This window comes from Altererythrobacter sp. BO-6, from assembly GCF_011047315.1.
Lineage (GTDB): Bacteria > Pseudomonadota > Alphaproteobacteria > Sphingomonadales > Sphingomonadaceae > Erythrobacter.
Genome location: NZ_CP049259.1, coordinates 1,543,702 through 1,564,322, shown reverse-complemented (window position 1 = coordinate 1,564,322; position 20,621 = coordinate 1,543,702). Strand labels below are relative to the sequence as shown.

Sequence of the window (20,621 nt, the reverse complement as noted above, 5' to 3'; positions counted from 1 at the left end):
ATTTCAGCTGCAACCGGTTTGCGTGATGCGCGCGCGCTGGTATGGGCGAGGCGAGGAGAAGAACAGCCCATGCGCGCCACCCCCGATTTCGATTTCCAGCTCGGCGAGGCCGCCGACATGATCCGCGACACAGTCGCGCGCTTCGCCGACGAGCAGATCGCGCCGCTTGCCGAAAAGGTTGACCGCGAGGACTGGTTCCCGCGCGAGCTGTGGGAGCCGATGGGCGAACTGGGCCTGCACGGGATCACGGTGGAAGAGGAATGGGGCGGGCTCGGCCTCGGCTATCTCGAACATGTGATCGCGGTCGAGGAAGTCTCGCGGGCCAGCGCCTCGGTGGGCCTTAGCTACGGCGCGCATTCGAACCTCTGCCTCAACCAGATCCGCCGCTGGGGGAATGACGAGCAGAAGGCGAAATATCTCCCCAAGCTGATCTCCGGCGAACGCGTCGGCAGCCTCGCCATGTCGGAAGCGGGCGCAGGGTCGGACGTCGTCTCGATGAAATTGAAGGCCGAGGAAGTTGCGGGCGGATACGTGCTCAACGGCACCAAGTTCTGGATCACCAACGCGCCCGAGGCCGATACGCTGGTGGTCTATGCCAAGACCGATGGTCACGCCGGATCGCGCGGGATCACCGCCTTCCTGATCGAGAAGGACGACGAGGGGTTTTCGATCGGTCAGAAGATCGAGAAGGTGGGGATGCGCGGCAGCCCCACGGCAGAGCTGGTGTTCGACGATTGCCACATTCCCGAGGACCGCGTGATGGGCCCGGTCAATGGCGGCGTGGGCGTGTTGATGAGCGGGCTGGATTATGAGCGGGTGGTGCTCGCGGGGCTACAGCTCGGCATCATGCAGGCCTGCCTCGACACGGTGATCCCCTACCTGCGTGAGAGAAAGCAGTTCGGGAAGCCGATTGGCTCGTTCCAGCTGATGCAGGCCAAGGTTGCCGACATGTATGTCGCGCTGCAATCGGCGCGTGCCTATACCTATGCGGTGGCGAAGGCGTGTGACGCGGGTCAGACGACGCGGTTCGATGCGGCAGGCACGATCCTGCTGGCGAGCGAGAATGCGTTCAAGGTAGCTGCCGAAAGCGTCCAGGCGCTGGGCGGCGCGGGCTATACGCTCGACTGGCCGGTCGAGCGCTACATGCGCGATGCCAAGCTGCTGGATATCGGTGCAGGGACAAACGAGATCCGCCGGATGCTGATCGGACGTGAGCTGATTGGGGCAGCGGGGTGATCGCTCAGGGCAAGGTCCTGCTGCTCTCGTGCCCCGACTGCGGGGCGAGTCACCCGCATTTCGAGTTCTGTGGCGATACCGACATGGCGACAGACGGACTGGCAAGCGCAGGCGATCGCGACGGTCGGCGCCTCGCGCTCTTTCACGCGAGAGACGCCGAGGTGGAGCAGGCCGAAGACTTGCGCTCGGCAAGGCTGGCCGAGGTGATCCAGCGCGCTCCATCAGCGGTCGGCATGGACTTCCAGACCTTCCGCAAACGCTACCGACCGCCCGAACTGACATACCGTTGCCCCTGGTGCGATACGGCTCAGATGGCTGTATCGCGGGAGATGACAGCAGCCGAATTCGTCGATGCCGGAGGACGGATCGACTGCATCGGCGATATTGAATTGCGTGAAGGACAAACCTTTTCATGACCGCCCCCACCCTTTCGACAAAACTCGACCGCGAGAGCCCCGAGGCCAAGGCCCGTTTCGCGCATAACCATGCCCTCGCGCAGGAACTCCGCGCCCGGGTGGCCGAGGCCGCGCTGGGCGGGCCGGAGAAGCATCGCGAGCGGCATGTGTCGCGCGGGAAGCTGCTCCCCCGCGAACGCGTCGAGCGGCTGCTCGATCCCGGCTCGCCCTTCCTCGAAATCGGCCAGCTGGCGGCCAACGGGATGTACGAGGGCGACGTCAACGGCGCCTCGATCATCTGCGGGGTGGGGCGCGTGTCGGGGCGGCAGTGCATGATCGTGTGCAATGACGCGACCGTGAAGGGCGGCACCTACTACCCGATGACGGTCAAGAAGCACCTGCGCGCGCAGGAGATTGCGCAGGAAAACCGCCTGCCGTGCATCTACCTCGTCGATTCTGGCGGGGCGAACTTGCCGCACCAGGCCGAGGTCTTCCCCGACCGTGACCATTTCGGGCGGATCTTCTTCAACCAGGCGAACATGTCGGCGCTCGGTATCCCGCAGGTCGCCTGCGTGATGGGCAGCTGCACCGCAGGCGGAGCCTACGTCCCCGCCATGTCGGACGAGACCGTGATTGTGCGCGAACAGGGCACGATCTTTCTCGCGGGACCGCCCTTGGTGAAGGCCGCGACGGGCGAGGAAATCAGCGCCGAGGACCTCGGCGGTGGCGACTTGCATGCGCGCAAGTCAGGCGTGGTCGATCACCTCGCCGAAAATGACGAACACGCGCTTACCATCGTGCGCGACATCGTCAGCCACCTCAATTCTCCGTTCGGTTCGAGCGCAGTCGAGAACCGGGGGCTGGGCAGTGTCTCGACTACGCTCGACACGAACGGCTTGCGTGATCCAAGACCGCCGAAATACGATGCCGAGGATCTCTACGCGCTGATCCCCGAGGACGTGCGCGCGCCCTATGACGTCAAAGAAGTAATCGCGCGGCTGGTCGACGGCAGCGAATTTCACGAGTTCAAGCAGCACTTCGGCTCGACGCTCGTGTGCGGTTTCGCGCATATCTGGGGGATGCCGGTGGCGATCCTCACCAACAACGGTGTGCTGTTTTCCGAGAGTGCGCAGAAGGGTGCACATTTCATCGAACTCGCCTGCCAGCGCCGCATCCCGTTGCTGTTCCTGCAGAACATCAGCGGCTTCATGGTCGGCGGGAAGTACGAGGCAGAGGGCATCGCCAAGCATGGCGCGAAGCTCGTCACCGCGGTCGCGACCGCCACCGTTCCCAAGGTTACCGTCGTGATCGGCGGCAGTTTCGGCGCGGGCAATTACGGCATGTGCGGGCGGGCTTATTCTCCGCGCTTTCTGTTCACCTGGCCCAATGCCCGCATTTCCGTGATGGGCGGCGAGCAGGCGGCCAGTGTGCTCGCCACCGTCCACCGCGACGCCGAGAGCTGGACGCCCGAACAGGCCGAGGCCTTCAAGGCGCCGATCCGGCAGAAATACGAAGACGAAGGCAACCCCTACTACGCCACCGCGCGGTTGTGGGATGACGGGGTGATCGATCCCGTGCAGACGCGCGATGTTTTGGGACTGGCATTCGCCGCTTGCCTCGAAGCACCTATCCCCGAACGGCCCGCCTTCGGCGTGTTCCGGATGTGAGCAGTGGGCTACGAACTTCATATCCACCGCCGCAAGGATTTCTGGGAAAGCGGGAGCGATATCTCGCTGGCGGAATGGCAGGATCTGTGCGCAGCTGACCCGAGCCTGACGATTGTCGGTGAGATTGTCGGGACCACCGCTGAGGGCATGTCGCTGGCCTATGCCAACGAAGGCCTGGCGATCTGGGCCAGGCCCGCTGGGTTTCTGGCGCGGTTGCTGAACCGCCCGCCGGGCGAGGTGCCGTTTGACTTTCGCGACGGCGCAATCATCGTGAAGTCCCCTGACAACGCGATCATCAAGAAGATGGCAGAGATTGCCGCCCTGCTGGATGCGCGCGTTCAGGGTGACGATGGCGAATTCTATCTCGCTGACGGGACCCTTTTCTACGAGTGACAGGGTCAGCCATCGAGGTGGGCACTCGCCCGCTTCATGAACGATTTGTGACAGCGGCGACGAATCCTTGTCCGCGCCTGTGCTGCATGCAAACCCACAGCCGCTAACAGCGACTCGGATGGAATAGACGTGCCGACAGTGGGCAATGCGATCGACGAGGATGCGCGCAACGCGCAGCTTGATTCCTATCTCGGCGAAGCGCTGTTGTGGCGCGAATTGCGTGGCCGGCCCGCAGGGCTGATGTTCAACCGCCAGCGCGCCACCGGCAAATATCGCCACGATTTCTACTGCCCCGATGCACGGCTCGCGATCGAGCTTGAAGGCTCGGCCACCGATAGCGAGCGCGAAGCCTGGCTCGAACGCGCCGGGATCGCCACGATGCGCGTTTCTGCCGCCCAGCTGCTGGATGGCGCGACTGCTGCAGTCAGCGACATCGTGGAGCGTGCGCGGGGCCGCTTGCCTGCGCATCATCCAAGGGCCGGGATCGGCCACGAAGATGTCGTTCCGGGGGCAACTGCGTAGCCAAACGAAACGTACTGCTACATCGCCAGACGCGACATCCCTTACGAAAACCGACTAGTGTTGTTTTCGGAAGGAGGCGGGAACCTTGAATTCTCATCCCCGAGTCTTGGGTCGCACCATCGGGTTCCTCTGCACGATCGCAGCGTCGCAGGCCTCCGCCTCGCCCCCCTTCTCCGGAGGCACCTCCTTCCAAACCGGCTCCGGCTGCGTCCAGTCAAGCTACTCCTTCCTGGGCGCAGCCGGAGAACTCCGCGGTTGAAACCCCTCCTCCTTCGTCGTCCGCCGGACAAGGGGCGGCTGGAAACGGTCGCGCGATCATTCGTCCGACAACGCCCGTTCCCCTGTCCGAACAGCCATATGATCCAGAGGGCGATCTGGAACTGGCAGTCCGCACTCTCAACAATTTTCTTTCTCACCCGAGCCCATATTTCCGCGGCGCGGTCGGCTTGCATGATGACGTTGTGGTCACGTTTATCAAGCGCAATGGCACTCCTGCGCGTCTCGCCGGTGCCGAAGCTGGTAAATTCCTAACCGCAATGTTCGATCCTGATCGCGTAACCGTTCGTTTCGCTGCGCCGATGGTGCGGGTGGAGGGTCGATATGGCATCGTCACTCGCAAATTGGCCGTTCGTGAGGGCAAATCGAGGGAAGAATGTCTGGTGCTCCATGCCGACGCATGGAAGACAAGCCGCGGTTGGCGTTTCCTTTCGGTAAATCTGGCCGTGATGGGCAATGGCTACAAGTGCGAGTTCGAGGAAGGATAAGCCGCGCACGGCATTGCCGAAACCCTCTCGCATTCCGCTACGTAACTGCTAGGCATTTGCGACAGGGGAGAGAGAATTGTCATCGCCAGAAACGAAACGAAAGCGGTCGCTGCTGTCGCGCCTGGTGCGCCGCATCATCATGGTGCTCTATCGCTGGAAGGGCTGGACGATCGACGGGCACCTGCCCGACCTGCCCAAATTCGTAATCGCGGGCGCGCCGCACACATCGAACTGGGATTTCGTGTTCTTCATCGGCGCCACCGCCGAAGAAGGGGTTGAGCCCAATTTCATGGGCAAGCACACGCTGTTCCAGGGGATCATGCGCAATTTCATGTTCGACATGGGCGGGATCCCGATCGACCGGACCAAGCGCGCCAACTATGTCGAACAGGTCGCTGCAGAATTCGCGCGGCGCGATCATCTGGCACTGGTGATCGCAGCCGAGGGAACCCGCAGCACCGACGGCAGCTGGAAATCGGGCTTTTACAATATCGCCCGCGCGGCCAATGTGCCGGTGGTGCCGGCCTGGGTTTGCAACGAGCGCAACATTCTTGGGTTCGGCCCGCCGATCTGGCCCACCGGCGATTATGGACAGGACCTGCTGAAGATCGCGCAGTTCATGCGCTCGAAACTGCCTGACTATGCGCGCTACACGGTGCTCGAAGCGCAGGCGCTGAAACTGATCGAGGAGAACGGCCATGCTTGATGCCCTGCTGGTGAATGCCGCGATCCTGCTCGCGCTGGTGGTGGCGCAATGGCTGGTATCGGTGAAGATCGACGATGTCTCCTTCATCGATGCCTTCTGGGGCGCAGGCATGGGGATCATGGCGATCGCCAGCTATTTCCAGCTGGCCGAGCCGGGTGCGCTGGCCTTCCTGCTCATGGCGATGACCTGCGCCTGGGGCTTTCGCCTCGGCATCTATCTGATCCGCCGGTGGAGCCGCGAAGGCGAGGACAAGCGCTACAAGATGATCCTCAAGAAAGACCGCGAAAAGGGCAATTTCGCGGTCGCTGCGCTTACCAAGGTGTGGCTGATGCAGGCGGTGCTGCTGTTTCTGGTTTCCAGCCCGGCGCAGGTCGGGATCCTCGCTTCGAGCGATCCTGCGCCGATCACGCCGCTCGCCTGGGTCGGGGTGGCGATCTATCTCGTCGGTATCTTCTTCGAATGGGTGGGCGACTGGCAGCTTGCTCGGTTCAAGGCCGATCCAGCGAGCCATGGCAAGGTGCTCGACACCGGCCTGTGGCGCTATACTCGCCATCCAAATTACTTCGGCGACTTTGCCGCCTGGTGGGGGATCTGGCTGGTCTGCGCCTCGGCCGGCTGGGACTATGCGCTCTATACTGTGGCCGGGCCGCTGTTCCTCAGCTTCACGCTCACCAAGTGGTCGGGCGTAGCCTTGCTGGAAAAGGGCATGGACCGCACCAAGGGTGACAAATACGCCGAATACAAGCGGCGGACCTCTGCCTTCATCCCCTTGCCGCCCAAATCGCCCGGCTGACCGCACCGGTTTCGCTGCGCTGCAAAATATTTCGCATTTGCGGGTTTAAGCGGCGCGTCCAAGGCATTAGATTGATCGGCGTCAATCAAGGATCAGGCGATGATGGCTCCCGAATTGCAGCAGACAGAGCGGCGCCGTGCCGCGCTGCTGGCATATGAGTTGTTCGAACAGCGGGGCGAGGAAGTGCGCCTGACCGATCTGATCGCTACAGGCCGCATGCCGCGGCGCAGGCTGGAAGAACTGTTCGAGGACGATGACGATCTGTTCGAGGCCACGGTGGAGCTGTGGTTCGAGCCACATGTCGCGATCATGGAAGAAGTCGTCGCGGCCGATTTGCCGCCCAATCGCAAGATGTATGAATTCTTCGTCCGGCGCTTTCGCGTCAACCGGTCGCGCTATAGGTCCGATCCGGCCGCCTTCGCGATGATGTGCGAGGCGGGGGCGGCCCGCTTCGAACGGGTGCGCAGTTTCGTCGACCTGGCCGACCACTATCTGTGCGAAGTCATTGCCCAGGCGCAGGCGGACGGCTTCTTTCCGGGGCTGGAGATCGACCAGGCGCTGTCGCTAATCAACCAGATGGTGACCAATTACACGCTGCCCGAGGCGCTGACCTATATCGACGAGCGGCTGAGCGAGGAGAAGCTTGCCCGCATCATCGACACCATCTTCGTCGGCCTGTCGGGCGAGGACGGTGGCGCGCGCGGGATCAACACGATCCGCATCGCCACCTGATCTCCTCCATTATTGCGGCGGTGTCACCTCGGTGATGCGGTCGATCGGCGGCAATTCGCGAATTTCCGCGGCAGCCAGCCATGCCTCGAAGGCATCGAGATCGAGCGGGCCGATCACGCTGTCCGTGCCAGTTTCGAACAGGGTGAAGCTGTCGCCCCCGGCGGCAAGGAAGCTGTTCATGGTCACGCGATAGGTGGTGACAGGATCGATCGGCTGGCCCATGAAGGTGGCGGAAACCACCCGGGCGCCTTCGGGTCGGCTCAGGTCATAGCTGAGCGCAAAACCCTCCGATACGCTGAAGGTCTGGAGGAAACCCTGGCTGTCGAACTGCTGTTCGAGCAGCGCCAGCAGCTGCGCGCCGGTGAAGCTGCGGGTGACCAGCTGGTTGGCGAAGGGCTGCACCGAGAAAATGTCGCCATAGGTGATGGTGCCGTCTTGCGCGGGGTCGATCCCGTTACGTACGCCCGAATTGTTCATCAGCGCGATCTGCGCGCCTGCGTCGCGGGTCGCGAACAGCTGTGCATCAGCAATCGCATTGCCAAGGCTGGTTTCTTCCGTGGCAGGAAGCGGCGGGCCGTGCGCGTCGCCGCTGATCCGCCCGACCGGGCGCGTCGCCGCGGTCTGCGCCGCTTGGACATAGCGCGCGACATAGGCGGCCACCTCGGCATCCGGCGCGTATTGCGGCAGGCTGGCCACCGTTTCGCTGGGCGTGCCGTCTGGAGCGACACGGCTGCTTTGCACTACGCGGTTGTCCGCGCGCATGACCCGTGCATCCCGGGTTACGGGATCGATTGCCAGGTCGATTTCGGTGAGCAGCGATCCGCCATAGCCCGCGCTGACCACGGTGAAGCGTCGGCTCGGGTCGATGTCGGTGAAGTCGCAGACATAGGAGCGATGGGTGTGGCCGGAGATGACCAGGTCGACCCGCGGATCGACCTCGCGCAGGATGCCGAGCAATGGGCCATAGACCCCGCCGCAGCTTTTGTCGTTATAGCCTACTTCGGTGTAGAGCCCTTCGTGGATGGCGACGATGATCGCTTCGACGCCCTTGGCGGTGAGCGCTGCGACCGCGCGGTTGATCGCCATTGCCTCGGCTTCGAAGGTCAGGCCGGCAACGCCGCCTGGCGTCACCAGTGTCGGCGTGTCCTTCAGCGTCAGTCCGATCACGCCGACTTCGAACTTGCCTGCGCCCTCGCCGAACGAGCGGACGCTGTAAGCCGGGAACAGAGTGCTGCCATCGGGCATGATCACATTGGCGGCGAGGAACTGGAAATCCGCGCCCTGGTAAGGGCTTTCGACCGCGCATGGCTGGCGCACGGTGAACTGCTCGCACCCACCTTCCTGCATCCGCTTGAGCTCTTCCCAGCCGCGATCGAATTCGTGATTGCCGACCGCGTTGAAATCCAGCCCGATGCGGTTCATCGCGCCGATCGCGGGTTCATCGAGAAAATAGCTGGAGGCGAGCGGACTGGCCCCGATCAGGTCGCCCGCCGCGATCACCAGCGAATGCTCGGCCCCGGCGCGGGCCTGCTCGACCGCGCTCGCCAGATAGGCTGCACCGCCGACGGTAATCTGCCTTTCGGTGCCGTCATCTTCGATCACGCGGATCGGGCGCGGCAGCGGCTCCAGATTGCCATGGAAGTCGTTAAGCCCGATCACCCGCAAGACCTGCGGTTGCAGCGGCGTGGCGGGCGAAGGCGGCGGGGTTGCGGCGCAGGCTGACAGCAGCAGTGCGGCGAACAGCGGGAAAAGGCGACTCATGGGCCCCACATGGCGCGCGCGTGCGGCAAACTCAAGACAGTCTGGGGGCGGCTCGTTGGCGCAGTGCGTAACGCAGGCTGCCGCCGATCATCAGCGCGGCGCATGCTGTCAGCAGCATCGCCCAGACCCAATGCGGCAACAGCAGGTTGGCGGCGATCGCGCCGGTGTCTGACAGGATCAGCTGGCCGTCGATCACGGCGCTCTCCATGAACAGGTAATCCCAGCTCAGGAACATGCTCAGGCCCGCCAGCATGCCGAGAAACTGCAAGGCAAAGCGGACCAGCCCGTCACCGCCGCGCCATGCCAGCAAACCCACCGCGGCTACGATCAGCGGCAGCACGATCCAGCCGGTCAGTGTGCGGACCCAGATCAGGGTCGACAGTGCAATAATGGCGGCGAGCATGATCAGCGCCGGGCGCCACAGTTTGCGCCGGGCGCTGGCCAGGATCAGCGCCGAACCGATGAAACTGGGCCCCAGCGGGCCGCCCGCGGCGACAAGCGCGCGCGCGATCGCCGGCGCATCGGCAGGCGTGCGGCTTTCCGCCAGGCCCGACCCGTTGGCGAAGATCAGCAACCGGTCGAAATCGTAACCGAGCGCCAATGCCGCCAGACCATGGCCCATCTCATGGAACCAGGTACCGAGGATCATGAAGGGATAGATCAGGTAATTGCCGAAGGGCAGGTGCGGCGCGAACACCACCAGCACCGCTGCGAGGAAAAGTCGGCCGACCTGCTCGGCCTGCGATCCGGGGGCAACGCGCCGCATCGCTGCCCGGCTACTCTTCGGATTCTGCCAGTTTGTGGTGCAGCAGATATTCCTGCGCGATCGACCAGCTGGCGAGGAACAGGCCTGCCAGCAGCGGCCCCAGCACCACCCCGGCCAGGCCCATGGTGGCAATCCCGCCGAGTGTTGTGACCAGGATGATCCAGTCGGGAATGCCGGTGTCACGGCCGACCAGGATCGGGCGCAGCACATTGTCGGCCATGCCGATCACGGCGACGCCGGAAATGATCACGAAGACCCCCTCCCACACGGACCCGGTGGCGAGCAGGTATGCTGCCATCGGCACCCAGACGATGCCCGTGCCGACCGCCGGCAGCAGCGAGAAGATCGCCATCAGCAGCCCCAGCAGCAACGCAGCGGGTACGCCCACGATCCAGAAGGTAATCGCACCGAGCGCACCCTGGACGATGCCGACCACCACCGAACCCTTGATCGTGGCGCGCACGATCGCAATGAACCGCTCTGCCAGCCGCTTGGCGATGGCATATTCGAGCGGCAGTCCGCGCAGGATCGCCTGGCTGATCGGCCTGCCATCGCGGAGCAGGAAATAGGTGACATAAAGCCCCATCAGGAAAGACAGGACGAAGCTGAACAGCCCGCCGCCGATCGCAACCGCCTGTTGCGCGATCATCCCGGCGCTTTCGGCCAGAAGTTCCTGCGCGCGCTTCTGCACGTCGCCGAAATTGGCGAGTCCCATCTCCTCCAGCGGCTCGCGCAGCTGCGCCGGCAGCACGCCGAATATTTGCGTGAACCACGCCGCCACGTCGAGATCGCCTTCCTGGAACGCGATCACAACTCCGGCCGCCTGGTCGACAATCAGGCTGCCGATGAACAGTCCCGGCAGCAATACGGCAAAGGTGATGAAAAGCAGGCTGGCGATCGCGGCCTTGTTGGGGCCGTTGTTGGTTCGCTTGAGGAACCACTGATAGAGCGGCTGGAACATGATCGCAGCCAGCGCCGCCCACAGCACCGGCGATGCAAACGGCCAGACCACGAACACGACACCCGCAGTCAGCAGCGCGAGCAGCACGACAAAGCCCAAATGCTCGTATCCGTCGCGCTCGGTCTGCTCAGTCATCGGCTACTCCCGTGAGTCTCTAAAGCGCGGCATAAGCGATTGCCGCGGCGGCTGGAAGAGCCGCAAGCGCTGCCATGCGAAAGCCCCAGCGCGGAATTCGCTCGGCCCACCAGCGCGCATATTGGGCATGCCAGTGGCGCGGCGCCAGCATGATCGCGATCGATGTTACCAGCAGGAACCAGCCGCCGATCGTGAACAGCAGGGGCGCCTTGGACTCGGCTGCTCTCACTACAAAGGCAATTCCGACAACGGCACGGGGAATATGCTCGCCAAACTGTATTGCCGCGGTGCTGCCCATGCTGGCCAGGCCGCGCCGGGCCGTTTCAGGCACGACCAGGGCGATCAGGCTGACGCAGACAAGCCATCCGGCTGCAATCAGGATGCAGCCCTGGGCAAGTAGCTGGATCACACGTCGAGGTTCGCGACGTTGAGCGCATTGTCCTGGATGAATTCGCGGCGCGGCTCGACGACATCGCCCATCAGGCGGGTAAAGATCTCGTCGGTCACATCGGCATCCTCGACCTTGACCTGCAGCAACGCGCGATTTTCCGGATCGAGCGTGGTCTCCCACAGCTGCTCGGCGTTCATCTCGCCCAGCCCCTTGTAGCGCTGCACCGACAGCCCCTTGCGCCCGGCCGCGAGCACCGCTTCGAGCAATTCGGTGGGCCGCATGATGCCGCCATCTCCGGTGGCGGGCGGCAGGTCGTCAGCCTCGACATCGTCGTCCGGCACAGCCTCCGGCTCGGCGCCACTCTTCACCAGTCGCGCGGGGCGGGCATAGGTTTCGGCATGGCTGCCGGCGAGGGCGTGCAGCTTATGCGCTTCGGCACTGACCAGGAACTTGGCTTCGATCTCGTGGACGTCGGTGACCCCGCGCCACAGCCGTTCGAACCGGACCACGCCATCATCGCCGATCCGGGCAGACCATTTCGCTTCGTGATCGCCCAGCTCCATGCGCTGGGCCGCAAACTGCAGCGCCTGCGCGCGGGTGGCGGGATCGAGTGAAGGATCGAGCGCGCCGGAAAGCGCCATCTGCTCGATGATCGCGCTGTCGTATTTGCGCGGCACAAAGGCGAGCAGGTTCTTCAGCCGCAGCGCATGATCGACCAGAGCGCGCAGATCGTCGCCCGAACGCGCGCCGGTAACGCTTTCCAGCACGCGGCCCTGCAGCCCGGCATCGACCAGGTAACGGTCCAGCGCGGCCTGGTCTTTCAGATAGACCTCGCTGCGCCCCTTGGCGACCTTGTAGAGCGGCGGCTGGGCGATGAAGAGATGCCCCGCCTTGACGATCTCCGGCATCTGCCGGTGGAAGAATGTCAGCAGCAGCGTGCGGATATGCGCGCCGTCGACGTCGGCGTCGGTCATGATCACGATCTTGTGATAGCGCAGCTTTTCCAGGTTGAACTCGTCGCGCAGGCCTGTGCCCATCGCCTGGATAAGCGTGCCGACTTCCTTCGAGCTGATGATCCGGTCAAACCGGGCGCGCTCGACGTTCAGGATCTTGCCCTTCAGCGGCAGGATCGCCTGCGTCTTGCGGTCACGCCCCTGCTTGGCCGATCCGCCTGCCGAATCGCCCTCGACCAGGAAGAGTTCGGACTTGGCGGGATCGCGTTCCTGGCAATCGGCCAGCTTGCCCGGCAGGCTGGCGACGCTCATCGCCCCCTTGCGGCTCATCTCGCGGGCCCGGCGCGCCGCTTCGCGGGCGGCGGCGGCGTCGATGATCTTCTGGATGATCGCCTTGGCGTCAGCCGGGTTTTCCTCCAGCCACTCGCTCATCTTTTCGCCCATTAGGCTTTCCAGCGGCTGGCGGACTTCGGAAGAGACCAGCTTGTCCTTGGTCTGCGAACCGAATTTGGGATCGGGCAGCTTGACGCTGACGATCGCGGTCAGGCCTTCGCGCATGTCTTCACCCGACAGGCTGACCTTTTCCTTTTTCATCAGCCCTGACGCGGTGGCGTAATTGTTGAGCGTACGCGTCAGCGCCGCACGGAAGGCGGCGAGGTGCGTGCCGCCATCGCGCTGCGGGATGTTGTTGGTGAAGCACAGGACGTTTTCGTAATAGCTGTCATTCCATTGCAGCGCCACGTCGATGCCGATGCCTTCCTTCTCGGCCGAAACCGAAATCGGCGCAGCGATCAAAGGCTGCTTGTTGCGATCGAGCCAGCTGACGAATGCCCCGATCCCGCCTTCGTAGAACAGGTCATGCTCAAGTGGTTCTTCGTGGCGTTTGTCGCGCAGCAGGATGCGCACGCCCGAATTGAGGAAGGCGAGCTCGCGATAGCGATGCTCAAGCTTGTCGAAATCGAACTCGGTCACGTTCTTGAAGGTGTCGTGGCTGGCCTTGAAGGTGACGCGCGTGCCCTTCTTGAACCCGTTCGGGTCCGAATTGCCTTCGACTTTCGGCGCGTCGCCCTTGACCACCAGCGGCGCGACCGCGTCACCATGCTCGAAGCGCATCCAGTGCTCCTTGCCGTCGCGCCAGATCGTCAGCTCCAGCCATTCGCTGAGCGCGTTGACCACCGACACGCCCACGCCGTGGAGACCGCCCGAGACCTTGTAGGCGTTGTCGTCGCTGGTGTTCTCGAACTTGCCGCCGGCATGCAGCTGGGTCATGATGACCTCGGCCGCCGACACGCCTTCTTCCTTGTGCATATCGACCGGGATGCCGCGGCCGTTGTCTTCCACGCTGACGCTGCCGTCCGGGTTGAGTTCGATCAGCACCAGGTCGCAATGGCCCGCCAATGCCTCGTCGATGGCATTGTCCGAAACCTCGAACACCATGTGGTGTAGGCCGCTGCCGTCATCGGTGTCGCCGATATACATGCCGGGGCGCTTGCGCACCGCATCGAGGCCTTTCAGGACCTTGATCGAATCTGCGCCATATTCGCCCATCTGGACGGTTTTTTCAGGGGGTGTTCTCAGAGTTTTCCGACATGCCCATCATATAGGCGCGGCAGGGGCGAATCCCAAGCTTTCAGGCCAGTTTGCGGGCGGTTTTCCACCGCTCGACTTGGGCATCCCGCCCGCTTATCAACGCGCGCATGAATCACGCAGATGCACGGGCGCTGCTGAGTGCCGAATTCGGGGACTTTTCTGCCGTTCTCAAGGCCTGGGCGCTGGCGCAGCCTGACGTCCCTGCCCTGTGCGATGGGGAGCGCGAGCTGACCTGGGCACAGCTTGACGAGAATGTGGAGCGGATCGCGGCGCAGCTGGTCGCAACGGGCCTTGAAAGCGGGCAGGCGGTGGCGATCCTGGGCACAAGCTGCATCAACTACGCGCTGGTGTTCCTCGCTGCGGTGCGCGCAGGCGGGGTGGCAGCGCCGCTCACCACCAGCGCTTCGAAGGAACAGCTGATCGGCATGGCGCGAGACAGCGGCGCGCGGCACCTGTTCATCGATGCTGCGAAACGCGAAGAGCTGGGGCCGGATTTCCTGCCCGAGCTGGGCCATGTGGCGCTGGAGGATCTGGCGGGCTGGATGGCCCCGTCCGGCACCCGTGCACCGGCGTTCGAACCGGCACCGAAAGATCCGTTCAACATCATCTATTCCAGCGGCACTACCGGCATTCCCAAGGGCATCGTCCATTCGCACCAGATGCGCTGGCGCCAGTTCGCGCCCACCGCGGCAAGCTATCTCGGCGCAGGAATTCCGGTGCGCTCGCTCGCCTCGACGCCGCTCTATTCGAACACGACCATGGTCGCCTTCCTGCCGGTGCTGCTGGCGGGCGGGACAGTGAATATCATGGGCAAGTTCAACACGTTGGAATGGCTCGAGCGGGCGCAGGCGCATGGCGTGACCGTGACGATGCTGGTGCCGGTGCAATACCAGCGGCTGATGGCAGAGCCGCGCTTCGACCAGTTCGACCTGTCGGCGCTCAAGCTCAAATACTGCACGAGCGCGCCCTTCTCCGCCGAGCTAAAGGCAGAGGTGTTGCGGCGCATGCCGGGCGGGCTGATCGAGATCTATTCGATGACCGAAGGAGGGGTGGTGTGCCTGCTGCCGTGCCACGATTTCCCGGGCAAGCTGCACACCGTCGGCCGGCCCGCGCCGGGCAGCGAACTGAAAGTGCTGGACGATGATGACCGGCCGGTGCCGCCGGGTACGCCGGGCAACCTGATCGGCCGCAGCCAGACGATGATGAGCGGATACAAGAACCAGCCGGAAAAGACTCGCGAGGGTTACTGGACCGATCCCGAAACGGGCGACGTGTGGCAACGCATGGGCGATATCGGGCGGGTCGATGAAGACGGTTTCGTCGAACTGGTCGGCCGCGCAAAGGACATGATCATCTCTGGCGGGTTCAACATCTTCCCGAGTGACCTCGAGGCCGAGCTCGACAAGGAGCCGGACGTGCTCGAAGCGGCGGTTGTGGGCGTGCCGTCACAGCGCTGGGGCGAGACGCCCGTGGGCTTCGTGCGGTTGGGCGATGGTGCACGCGATCCGGATACGATCCGCGACGCCGTCAATGCCCGCCTGGGCAAGACCCAGCGGCTCGCGGCGCTCTATCCGATCGAGGAAATGCCGCGCAGCCACATCGGCAAGCTGCTCAAGACCGAGTTGCGCGAACTGGTTGCCCGGTCAGGCGAGCAATTCTGACCGTAATCGTGCGCTATTCGCTCGCGTCATCGATGGCATCGTAGGCGATCAGCGCGCCGATCCCCAGGGCAAGCACGACCCCGCCGGCAATCAGCACGACATCGCTCACGCCGTGCTTGCGCTCCATAGTCTGCAATTCGCGCCCATTGAGCATCAGGCGCGGGCTGTCATTCAGCGTCAGCCCGATCCGGCGTTCTTGCCAGCGCTGCTGCTCGGCGTGATCGATGATCGCAAATTCGCTCGACGGGGTGCCCTGCCGCAGCATCAACTCGACCCGCGGAGCGGTGCGCGCTGCACTGCGGGCATGGCCCAGCGGCAATGTAAAAGCGACCTGCGCTTGCGCTTCGCTGCGGGTTTCGGCCCAGTGGACCGGCTGGCTTTGCGCCTGAGCCGTTTGCGCCAGAGTGAGTGCCAGTAATCCGGTAAAGGCGACCTTGGTGTTCATCCCGCTTCTTTCCTTGCATGCGATATCGCGCTGCAAGAGATCACGCGGCGGCCAGGTGCAAGCCTGCAGATGTAGCAGTGCAACGGCGCTTGTTTCCCGGAAAATGAATTGCGATGAGACGCGGCCGCCGTCCGTAGGAGGGGGGAGATCAAGACGGGCGGCCGCGCCTCTGCGGCCTGAGGCCAGGGCAAGCCTCAGACGATTACGGCGTTGAACATCAGTCCGCTCAGGCTGATCGCGGCGATCAGCGAGAAGAGCTTTTCTGCGATATTCTGCATGATGTTTTCCTTTCTTGTGTTCTTGGCCGTCATGGCGGCGTCACCGGCTGGTTCGCGGGCCTCGCGCCAATGGTTACAGCGCGAACTGATCCCGGCCTTGCCGGCCGCACCGCAATGCGCGGCGGCATTTGCGAGAGAGGCGTGGCCACCGGGTTTGGGGGGACTGGTGGCGACCACGCCTCGCTCGCTGCGCTGGTTGCCTTTTGCCGATCCGGCCCTGCGCCCTGGCAGGCTTCAGCGGATCCGGACGCGCCCGGGAGGGGAGAGGGGCGCTGGCAACCGGGCTGGCCAATTGCCGGGTTGGGAGGGGAGAGATCCCGGCAAGGCCTTGGCATCGCGGCCTGGAAGGGGGGAGAGAAAGCCCTGCCTTGCTGCGATGCACAAGAAATAATGTTTCGTTCTTTTAAACACAAATGAGAAAACGCTCAAATGTGTTGCGTGAAATGCAACTAAGTCGCGCCTTGCTGCGGACATGAGAAACCGGCCCCCGCTCTGCTGAACGAGGGCCGGCCGGGAGGAAGCTTTGAAAGCTTGTGCGAGAGGCTTAGTCGGCGCCCATCGCAGTGCGGGGTGCGTCGTTCCGCTCGACCTGTGCCAGTGCGGCGCGCTTGGTGGCGGCGACGCAGTTCCAGTCGGTCTTGGCCGGGGCGCGACCCAACGGATCGGCCACTTCGCACGCCTTTACAGCCATGCGGTGCACACGCTGATCGAGCGCGGCGCGGCCTTCAGCGGTAGTGAGGTTGAGATCGCCATAGGCGACGCGCACCTCAACGGTGTCGGTGTTGGCAGTGGCCGGAACGGCGACCAGTGCGAGTGCCGCTGCGGCAGAAGCAAGAACGAGACGCATGTAAAACTCCTGATGGAATGCCCTGGTAGAATGTTCGACCGGGCGCGCGAAGGCCCGGGTTGCAAACAAAAACTCATGGTGCAGTGCAGCGTTCCCGATGCTGCAGTTGCGAAGATTGCTACAGGCATTGCCAAAACTGCAATCGGGCCTTGCCAGTCGTGCAAAGGGCGCGGCGAATGCTGGACAGCTTGGCCGCGCATCCTTAACGGGCCGACATGGACCAGCAGCACATTCCCGACTCCATCCTCATCGTCGATTTCGGCAGCCAGGTGACCCAGCTGATCGCGCGCCGCGTGCGCGAAGCCGGGGTCTATTCCGAAATCGCCCCTTTCTCGCAGGCAGAGGCCGCTTTCCACCGCCTGAAGCCCAAGGGCATTATCCTGTCGGGTTCGCCCGCCGGAGTGCCGGAGGAAGGATCACCGCGCGCGCCCGAACTGCTGTTCGAAGCGGGCGTGCCGATCCTTGGCATCTGCTATGGCCAGCAGGTGATGAGCCACCAGCTCGGCGGTGAAGTTCGCCCCGGGCACGAAACCGGTGAAGGCGGCGAATTCGGCCGCGCGTTCCTGACCGTGACCAAGGATTGCGCGCTGTTCGAAGGGCTGTGGAGCGTCGGCGAGCGCCACCAGGTGTGGATGAGCCATGGCGACAAGGTCACCCGCTTCGCGCCCGGCTTCGAAATCGTCGCCATTTCCGATGGCGCGCCCTTCGCGGTGATTGCCGACGAGCGCCGCAAATTCTACGGTACGCAGTTCCACCCCGAGGTCGTCCACACGCCCGATGGCGGCAAGCTGCTCGCCAATTTCGTGCACAAGGTGTGCGGCCTGCCGGGCGACTGGACCATGGCCGCATACCGCGAGACCAAGATCCGCGAGATCCGCGAACAGGTGGGTAGCGGCAAGGTTATCTGCGGCCTGTCGGGCGGGGTCGACAGCTCGGTCGCGGCGATCCTGATCCACGAAGCGATCGGCGACCAGCTGACCTGCGTGTTCGTCGATCATGGCCTGCTGCGTCTCAACGAGCGCGAGCAGGTCGAAACCATGTTCCGCGACCACTACAATATCCCGCTGGTGGTGGTCGATGCCGAGGAACAGTTCATGAGCGGCCTCGCCAGCGTCACCGACCCCGAAGCCAAGCGCAAGTTCATCGGCAAGACCTTCATCGACGTGTTCGAGGCTGAGGCGAAGAAGATCGGCGGCGCCGATTTCCTGGCGCAGGGCACGCTCTATCCTGACGTGATCGAAAGCGTGTCCTTCACCGGCGGGCCAAGCGTTACGATCAAGAGCCACCACAATGTCGGCGGCCTGCCCGAGCGGATGAACATGAAGCTGGTCGAGCCTTTGCGCGAACTGTTCAAAGACGAGGTCCGCGCGCTGGGCCGCGAGTTGGGCCTGCCCGAGCAATTCGTGGGCCGCCATCCCTTCCCCGGACCAGGCCTGGCGATCCGCATTCCCGGCGAAGTCACGAAAGAGCGCTGCGATATCCTGCGCAAGGCTGACGCGATCTACCTCGACGAAATTCGCAAGGCCGGGCTCTATGACGCGATCTGGCAGGCGTTTGCCGTGCTGCTGCCGGTCCGCACCGTCGGCGTGATGGGCGATTACCGCACCTATGACAGCGTGTGCGGCTTGCGCGCGGTGACCAGCACCGATGGCATGACCGCCGACGTCTACCCGTTCGACCCGCATTTCCTGACCGGCTGCGCGACGCGCATCGTCAACGAAGTGCAGGGGATCAACCGCGTGGTTTATGACTACACCAGCAAGCCGCCGGGGACGATCGAGTGGGAGTGACGCCGAGGCGTGCAACTTCCACTCGGCACTGATCCTCGTACGGACACCCTCCGTCGGCTGCACACCGCGCTGATCGGGCGGTTCGGGCGGATCATCCGCCCGCCGGACAAGCGCCGCTCGCCCGAATGGGTGCTGGTCCACGGCGTGATCGGCGCGCAGACCAAGACCGCCGCCAGCAATGCCTCGACCGACGGCCTGCTCGCCGAATACGGATCGTGGGAAGCGGTTGCGGCGACTCCCGCCCAAGAGCTCGAAGCGCGGCTTCAGCGGCAGACCTTCCCGAGCGTCGCGGCACAGCGGCTCAAGGACTGCCTCAATGCCATCATCGCCGAACGCGGCGCGGTCGACCTTCGGCATCTCTCCAACCTTGAGACAGCACAGGCGATGGCATGGCTCGAACAGCTTCCCGGCGTCGCGCGCAAGAACAGTGCGGGGGTAATGAACGCCAGCACCTTCAACCGCAAGGCAATGGTGATCGACGGCCATCACCGCCGGGTCATGCAGCGCATGGGGATCGTGCCTGCCAAGGCCGATACGGCGAAAACCTATGACGCGCTGATGCCGATCGTGCCGCCCGAATGGTCAGCCGAAGACATGGACGAACACCACTTGCTGCTGAAGAAACTGGGGCAGACCTATTGCCGCCCGCGCAAGCCCGAATGCCACGGATGCCCGGCGCGCAGCGATTGCGACACCGGCACGCGACCGATCTAACGCTACGGCTTCGCGGCCTGCCAAAAGCGCACTTGCCACGCGCCCGAATCTCCGCTTGTTTCCCGGCCAATCACGCGTTCCACGGGAGAGACAAACATGAAAACCGCCATCACCGAAATGTTCGGCATCCAGCACCCGATTATCCAGGGCGGGATGCATTTCGTCGGCTTTGCGGAAATGGCGGCGGCGGTGTCCAATGCGGGCGGCCTCGGCATCATTACCGGCCTGACGCAAGGCACGCCGGAAAAACTCGCCAATGAAATCGCGCGCTGCAAGGACATGACCGACAAGCCCTTCGGCGTGAACCTGACCTTCCTGCCCACGGTCAATGCGCCCGACTATCCCGGGCTGGTGCGGGTCATCATCGAAGGCGGGGTGAAGGTGGTGGAAACCGCCGGCAACAACCCGGTGCAGGTGCTGCCCTACTTCAAGGACGCAGGCGTCAAGGTGATCCACAAATGCACCAGCGTGCGCCACGCGCTCAAGGCGCAGTCGATCGGCTGTGATGCTGTCAGCGTCGACGGCTTCGAATGCGGCGGGCATCCGGGCGAAGACGACGTGCCCAATTTCATCCTGCTGCCGCGCGCGGCGGACGAACTGGAGATCCCCTTCGTTTCATCCGGCGGAATGGCTGACGGGCGCAGCCTTGTCGCTTCGCTGGCGATGGGCGCGCAAGGCATGAACATGGGCACCCGCTTCATCGCCACCAAGGAAGCGCCGGTGCACGAAAACGTGAAGAAGGCGATTGTCGCTGCATCCGAACTCGACACGCGGCTGGTCATGCGCCCGCTGCGCAATACCGAGCGCGTCATGACCAACGACGCGGTCGAGGAATTGCTGCGGATCGAAAAGGAAAAGGGTGCCGACCTCAAGTTCGAGGACATCATCGAACAGGTCGCCGGCGTCTATCCACGGATCATGATGGAAGGCGACATGGATGCCGGCGCATGGAGCTGCGGCATGGTCGCGGGCCTGATCAACGACATCCCCACCTGCAAGGAACTGATCGACCGGATCATGCAGGAAGCCGAGGATATCCTTGCGCGGATGAATGTGATGGCGAAGGCCTGATGACGGCCCATCAATGCTGACAAACGCTTACGCAGTCCTACGAATTTACC

At 63.7% G+C, this 20,621-nt stretch carries 21 protein-coding genes; 13 read left to right on the top strand and 8 right to left on the bottom strand.

The window, feature by feature from the left end; genetic code table 11:
• Nucleotides 1-69 precede the first annotated feature (69 nt).
• The 9 genes from G6N82_RS07680 (at nt 70) to G6N82_RS07640 (ending at nt 7,208) form a co-directional block, all read left to right on the top strand.
• Nucleotides 70-1,236, top strand: coding sequence for an isovaleryl-CoA dehydrogenase (locus G6N82_RS07680; RefSeq protein WP_165198055.1), 1,167 nt, complete (start codon nt 70-72; stop codon nt 1,234-1,236).
• Nucleotides 1,233-1,652, top strand: coding sequence for a hypothetical protein (locus G6N82_RS07675; protein ID WP_165195296.1), 420 nt, complete (start codon nt 1,233-1,235; stop codon nt 1,650-1,652). The genes G6N82_RS07680 and G6N82_RS07675 overlap by 4 nt, the downstream gene beginning before the upstream one ends.
• Complete coding sequence (locus G6N82_RS07670) at nt 1,649-3,298, top strand: carboxyl transferase domain-containing protein (RefSeq protein WP_165195294.1); 1,650 nt, start codon at nt 1,649-1,651, stop codon at nt 3,296-3,298. Before G6N82_RS07675 ends, G6N82_RS07670 begins: the two co-directional genes overlap by 4 nt.
• A 3-nt stretch (nt 3,299-3,301) precedes the next feature.
• Nucleotides 3,302-3,691 carry a hypothetical protein gene (locus G6N82_RS07665; RefSeq protein ID WP_165195292.1) on the top strand — a complete coding sequence of 130 codons (390 nt, stop codon included), beginning with the start codon at nt 3,302-3,304 and terminating at the stop codon, nt 3,689-3,691.
• Nucleotides 3,692-3,820: 129 nt separating this feature from the next.
• A complete protein-coding gene (locus G6N82_RS07660; RefSeq protein WP_165195290.1) occupies nt 3,821-4,213 on the top strand; it encodes a DUF559 domain-containing protein in 393 nt (130 codons plus the stop codon).
• 446 nt (nt 4,214-4,659) lie between these two features.
• Nucleotides 4,660-4,977, top strand: coding sequence for a hypothetical protein (locus tag G6N82_RS07655; RefSeq protein ID WP_206520136.1), 318 nt, complete (start codon nt 4,660-4,662; stop codon nt 4,975-4,977).
• A gap of 76 nt (nt 4,978-5,053) precedes the next feature.
• Nucleotides 5,054-5,683 (top strand): 1-acyl-sn-glycerol-3-phosphate acyltransferase, encoded by a 630-nt coding sequence (locus G6N82_RS07650; protein ID WP_241255031.1) that lies wholly within the window; start codon nt 5,054-5,056, stop codon nt 5,681-5,683.
• Nucleotides 5,676-6,476, top strand: coding sequence for a DUF1295 domain-containing protein (locus tag G6N82_RS07645; protein WP_165195286.1), 801 nt, complete (start codon nt 5,676-5,678; stop codon nt 6,474-6,476). Before G6N82_RS07650 ends, G6N82_RS07645 begins: the two co-directional genes overlap by 8 nt.
• A gap of 99 nt (nt 6,477-6,575) precedes the next feature.
• Nucleotides 6,576-7,208, top strand: coding sequence for a hypothetical protein (locus G6N82_RS07640; protein ID WP_165195284.1), 633 nt, complete (start codon nt 6,576-6,578; stop codon nt 7,206-7,208).
• 9 nt (nt 7,209-7,217) lie between these two features.
• On the opposite strand, the gene G6N82_RS07635 is transcribed toward G6N82_RS07640, so the two are convergent.
• From G6N82_RS07635 to gyrB, 5 genes are read right to left on the bottom strand one after another with little or no spacing between them, the layout of a single operon-like run.
• Nucleotides 7,218-8,969: a bifunctional metallophosphatase/5'-nucleotidase gene (locus G6N82_RS07635; RefSeq protein WP_165195282.1), complete on the bottom strand. Its 1,752-nt coding sequence runs from the start codon at nt 8,967-8,969 to the stop codon at nt 7,218-7,220.
• A gap of 31 nt (nt 8,970-9,000) precedes the next feature.
• Nucleotides 9,001-9,735 carry a M50 family metallopeptidase gene (locus G6N82_RS07630; RefSeq protein WP_165195280.1) on the bottom strand — a complete coding sequence of 245 codons (735 nt, stop codon included), beginning with the start codon at nt 9,733-9,735 and terminating at the stop codon, nt 9,001-9,003.
• A gap of 10 nt (nt 9,736-9,745) precedes the next feature.
• Entirely contained in the window at nt 9,746-10,831 is a 1,086-nt protein-coding gene (locus G6N82_RS07625; RefSeq protein WP_165195278.1) for an AI-2E family transporter, read from the bottom strand.
• A 19-nt stretch (nt 10,832-10,850) separates the two neighbouring features.
• Nucleotides 10,851-11,240 (bottom strand): hypothetical protein, encoded by a 390-nt coding sequence (locus G6N82_RS07620; protein WP_165195276.1) that lies wholly within the window; start codon nt 11,238-11,240, stop codon nt 10,851-10,853.
• Nucleotides 11,237-13,723, bottom strand: coding sequence for a DNA topoisomerase (ATP-hydrolyzing) subunit B (gyrB, locus tag G6N82_RS07615; protein ID WP_165195274.1), 2,487 nt, complete (start codon nt 13,721-13,723; stop codon nt 11,237-11,239). Before gyrB ends, G6N82_RS07620 begins: the two co-directional genes overlap by 4 nt.
• Before the next feature lie 149 nt (nt 13,724-13,872).
• Here gyrB and G6N82_RS07610 point away from each other — a divergent pair, with 149 nt between their 5' ends.
• Nucleotides 13,873-15,426 (top strand): class I adenylate-forming enzyme family protein, encoded by a 1,554-nt coding sequence (locus G6N82_RS07610; RefSeq protein WP_165195272.1) that lies wholly within the window; start codon nt 13,873-13,875, stop codon nt 15,424-15,426.
• A gap of 13 nt (nt 15,427-15,439) precedes the next feature.
• Here G6N82_RS07610 and G6N82_RS07605 read toward each other — a convergent pair whose 3' ends face one another.
• The 3 genes from G6N82_RS07605 to G6N82_RS07600 all read right to left on the bottom strand — a co-directional run bounded on the left by G6N82_RS07605 (nt 15,440) and on the right by G6N82_RS07600 (nt 16,996).
• Nucleotides 15,440-15,871, bottom strand: a complete 432-nt coding sequence (locus tag G6N82_RS07605; protein WP_165195270.1) for a hypothetical protein — start codon at nt 15,869-15,871, stop codon at nt 15,440-15,442.
• A 194-nt stretch (nt 15,872-16,065) separates the two neighbouring features.
• The gene (locus G6N82_RS14860) at nt 16,066-16,326 is read right to left on the bottom strand and encodes a hypothetical protein (protein ID WP_206520134.1); all 261 of its coding nucleotides are present in this window, start codon (nt 16,324-16,326) and stop codon (nt 16,066-16,068) included.
• A gap of 367 nt (nt 16,327-16,693) precedes the next feature.
• Complete coding sequence (locus G6N82_RS07600; RefSeq protein WP_165195268.1) at nt 16,694-16,996, bottom strand: UrcA family protein; 303 nt, start codon at nt 16,994-16,996, stop codon at nt 16,694-16,696.
• A 215-nt stretch (nt 16,997-17,211) separates the two neighbouring features.
• Between G6N82_RS07600 and guaA the strand changes: the two genes are divergently transcribed.
• The 3 genes from guaA to G6N82_RS07585 all read left to right on the top strand — a co-directional run bounded on the left by guaA (nt 17,212) and on the right by G6N82_RS07585 (nt 20,571).
• Complete coding sequence (guaA, locus tag G6N82_RS07595) at nt 17,212-18,786, top strand: glutamine-hydrolyzing GMP synthase (protein ID WP_165195266.1); 1,575 nt, start codon at nt 17,212-17,214, stop codon at nt 18,784-18,786.
• Between the two features lie 9 nt (nt 18,787-18,795).
• Nucleotides 18,796-19,500: an endonuclease III gene (locus G6N82_RS07590; protein ID WP_165195264.1), complete on the top strand. Its 705-nt coding sequence runs from the start codon at nt 18,796-18,798 to the stop codon at nt 19,498-19,500.
• A gap of 69 nt (nt 19,501-19,569) precedes the next feature.
• Nucleotides 19,570-20,571: a nitronate monooxygenase family protein gene (locus tag G6N82_RS07585; protein ID WP_165198051.1), complete on the top strand. Its 1,002-nt coding sequence runs from the start codon at nt 19,570-19,572 to the stop codon at nt 20,569-20,571.
• Nucleotides 20,572-20,621: the final 50 nt, after the last annotated feature.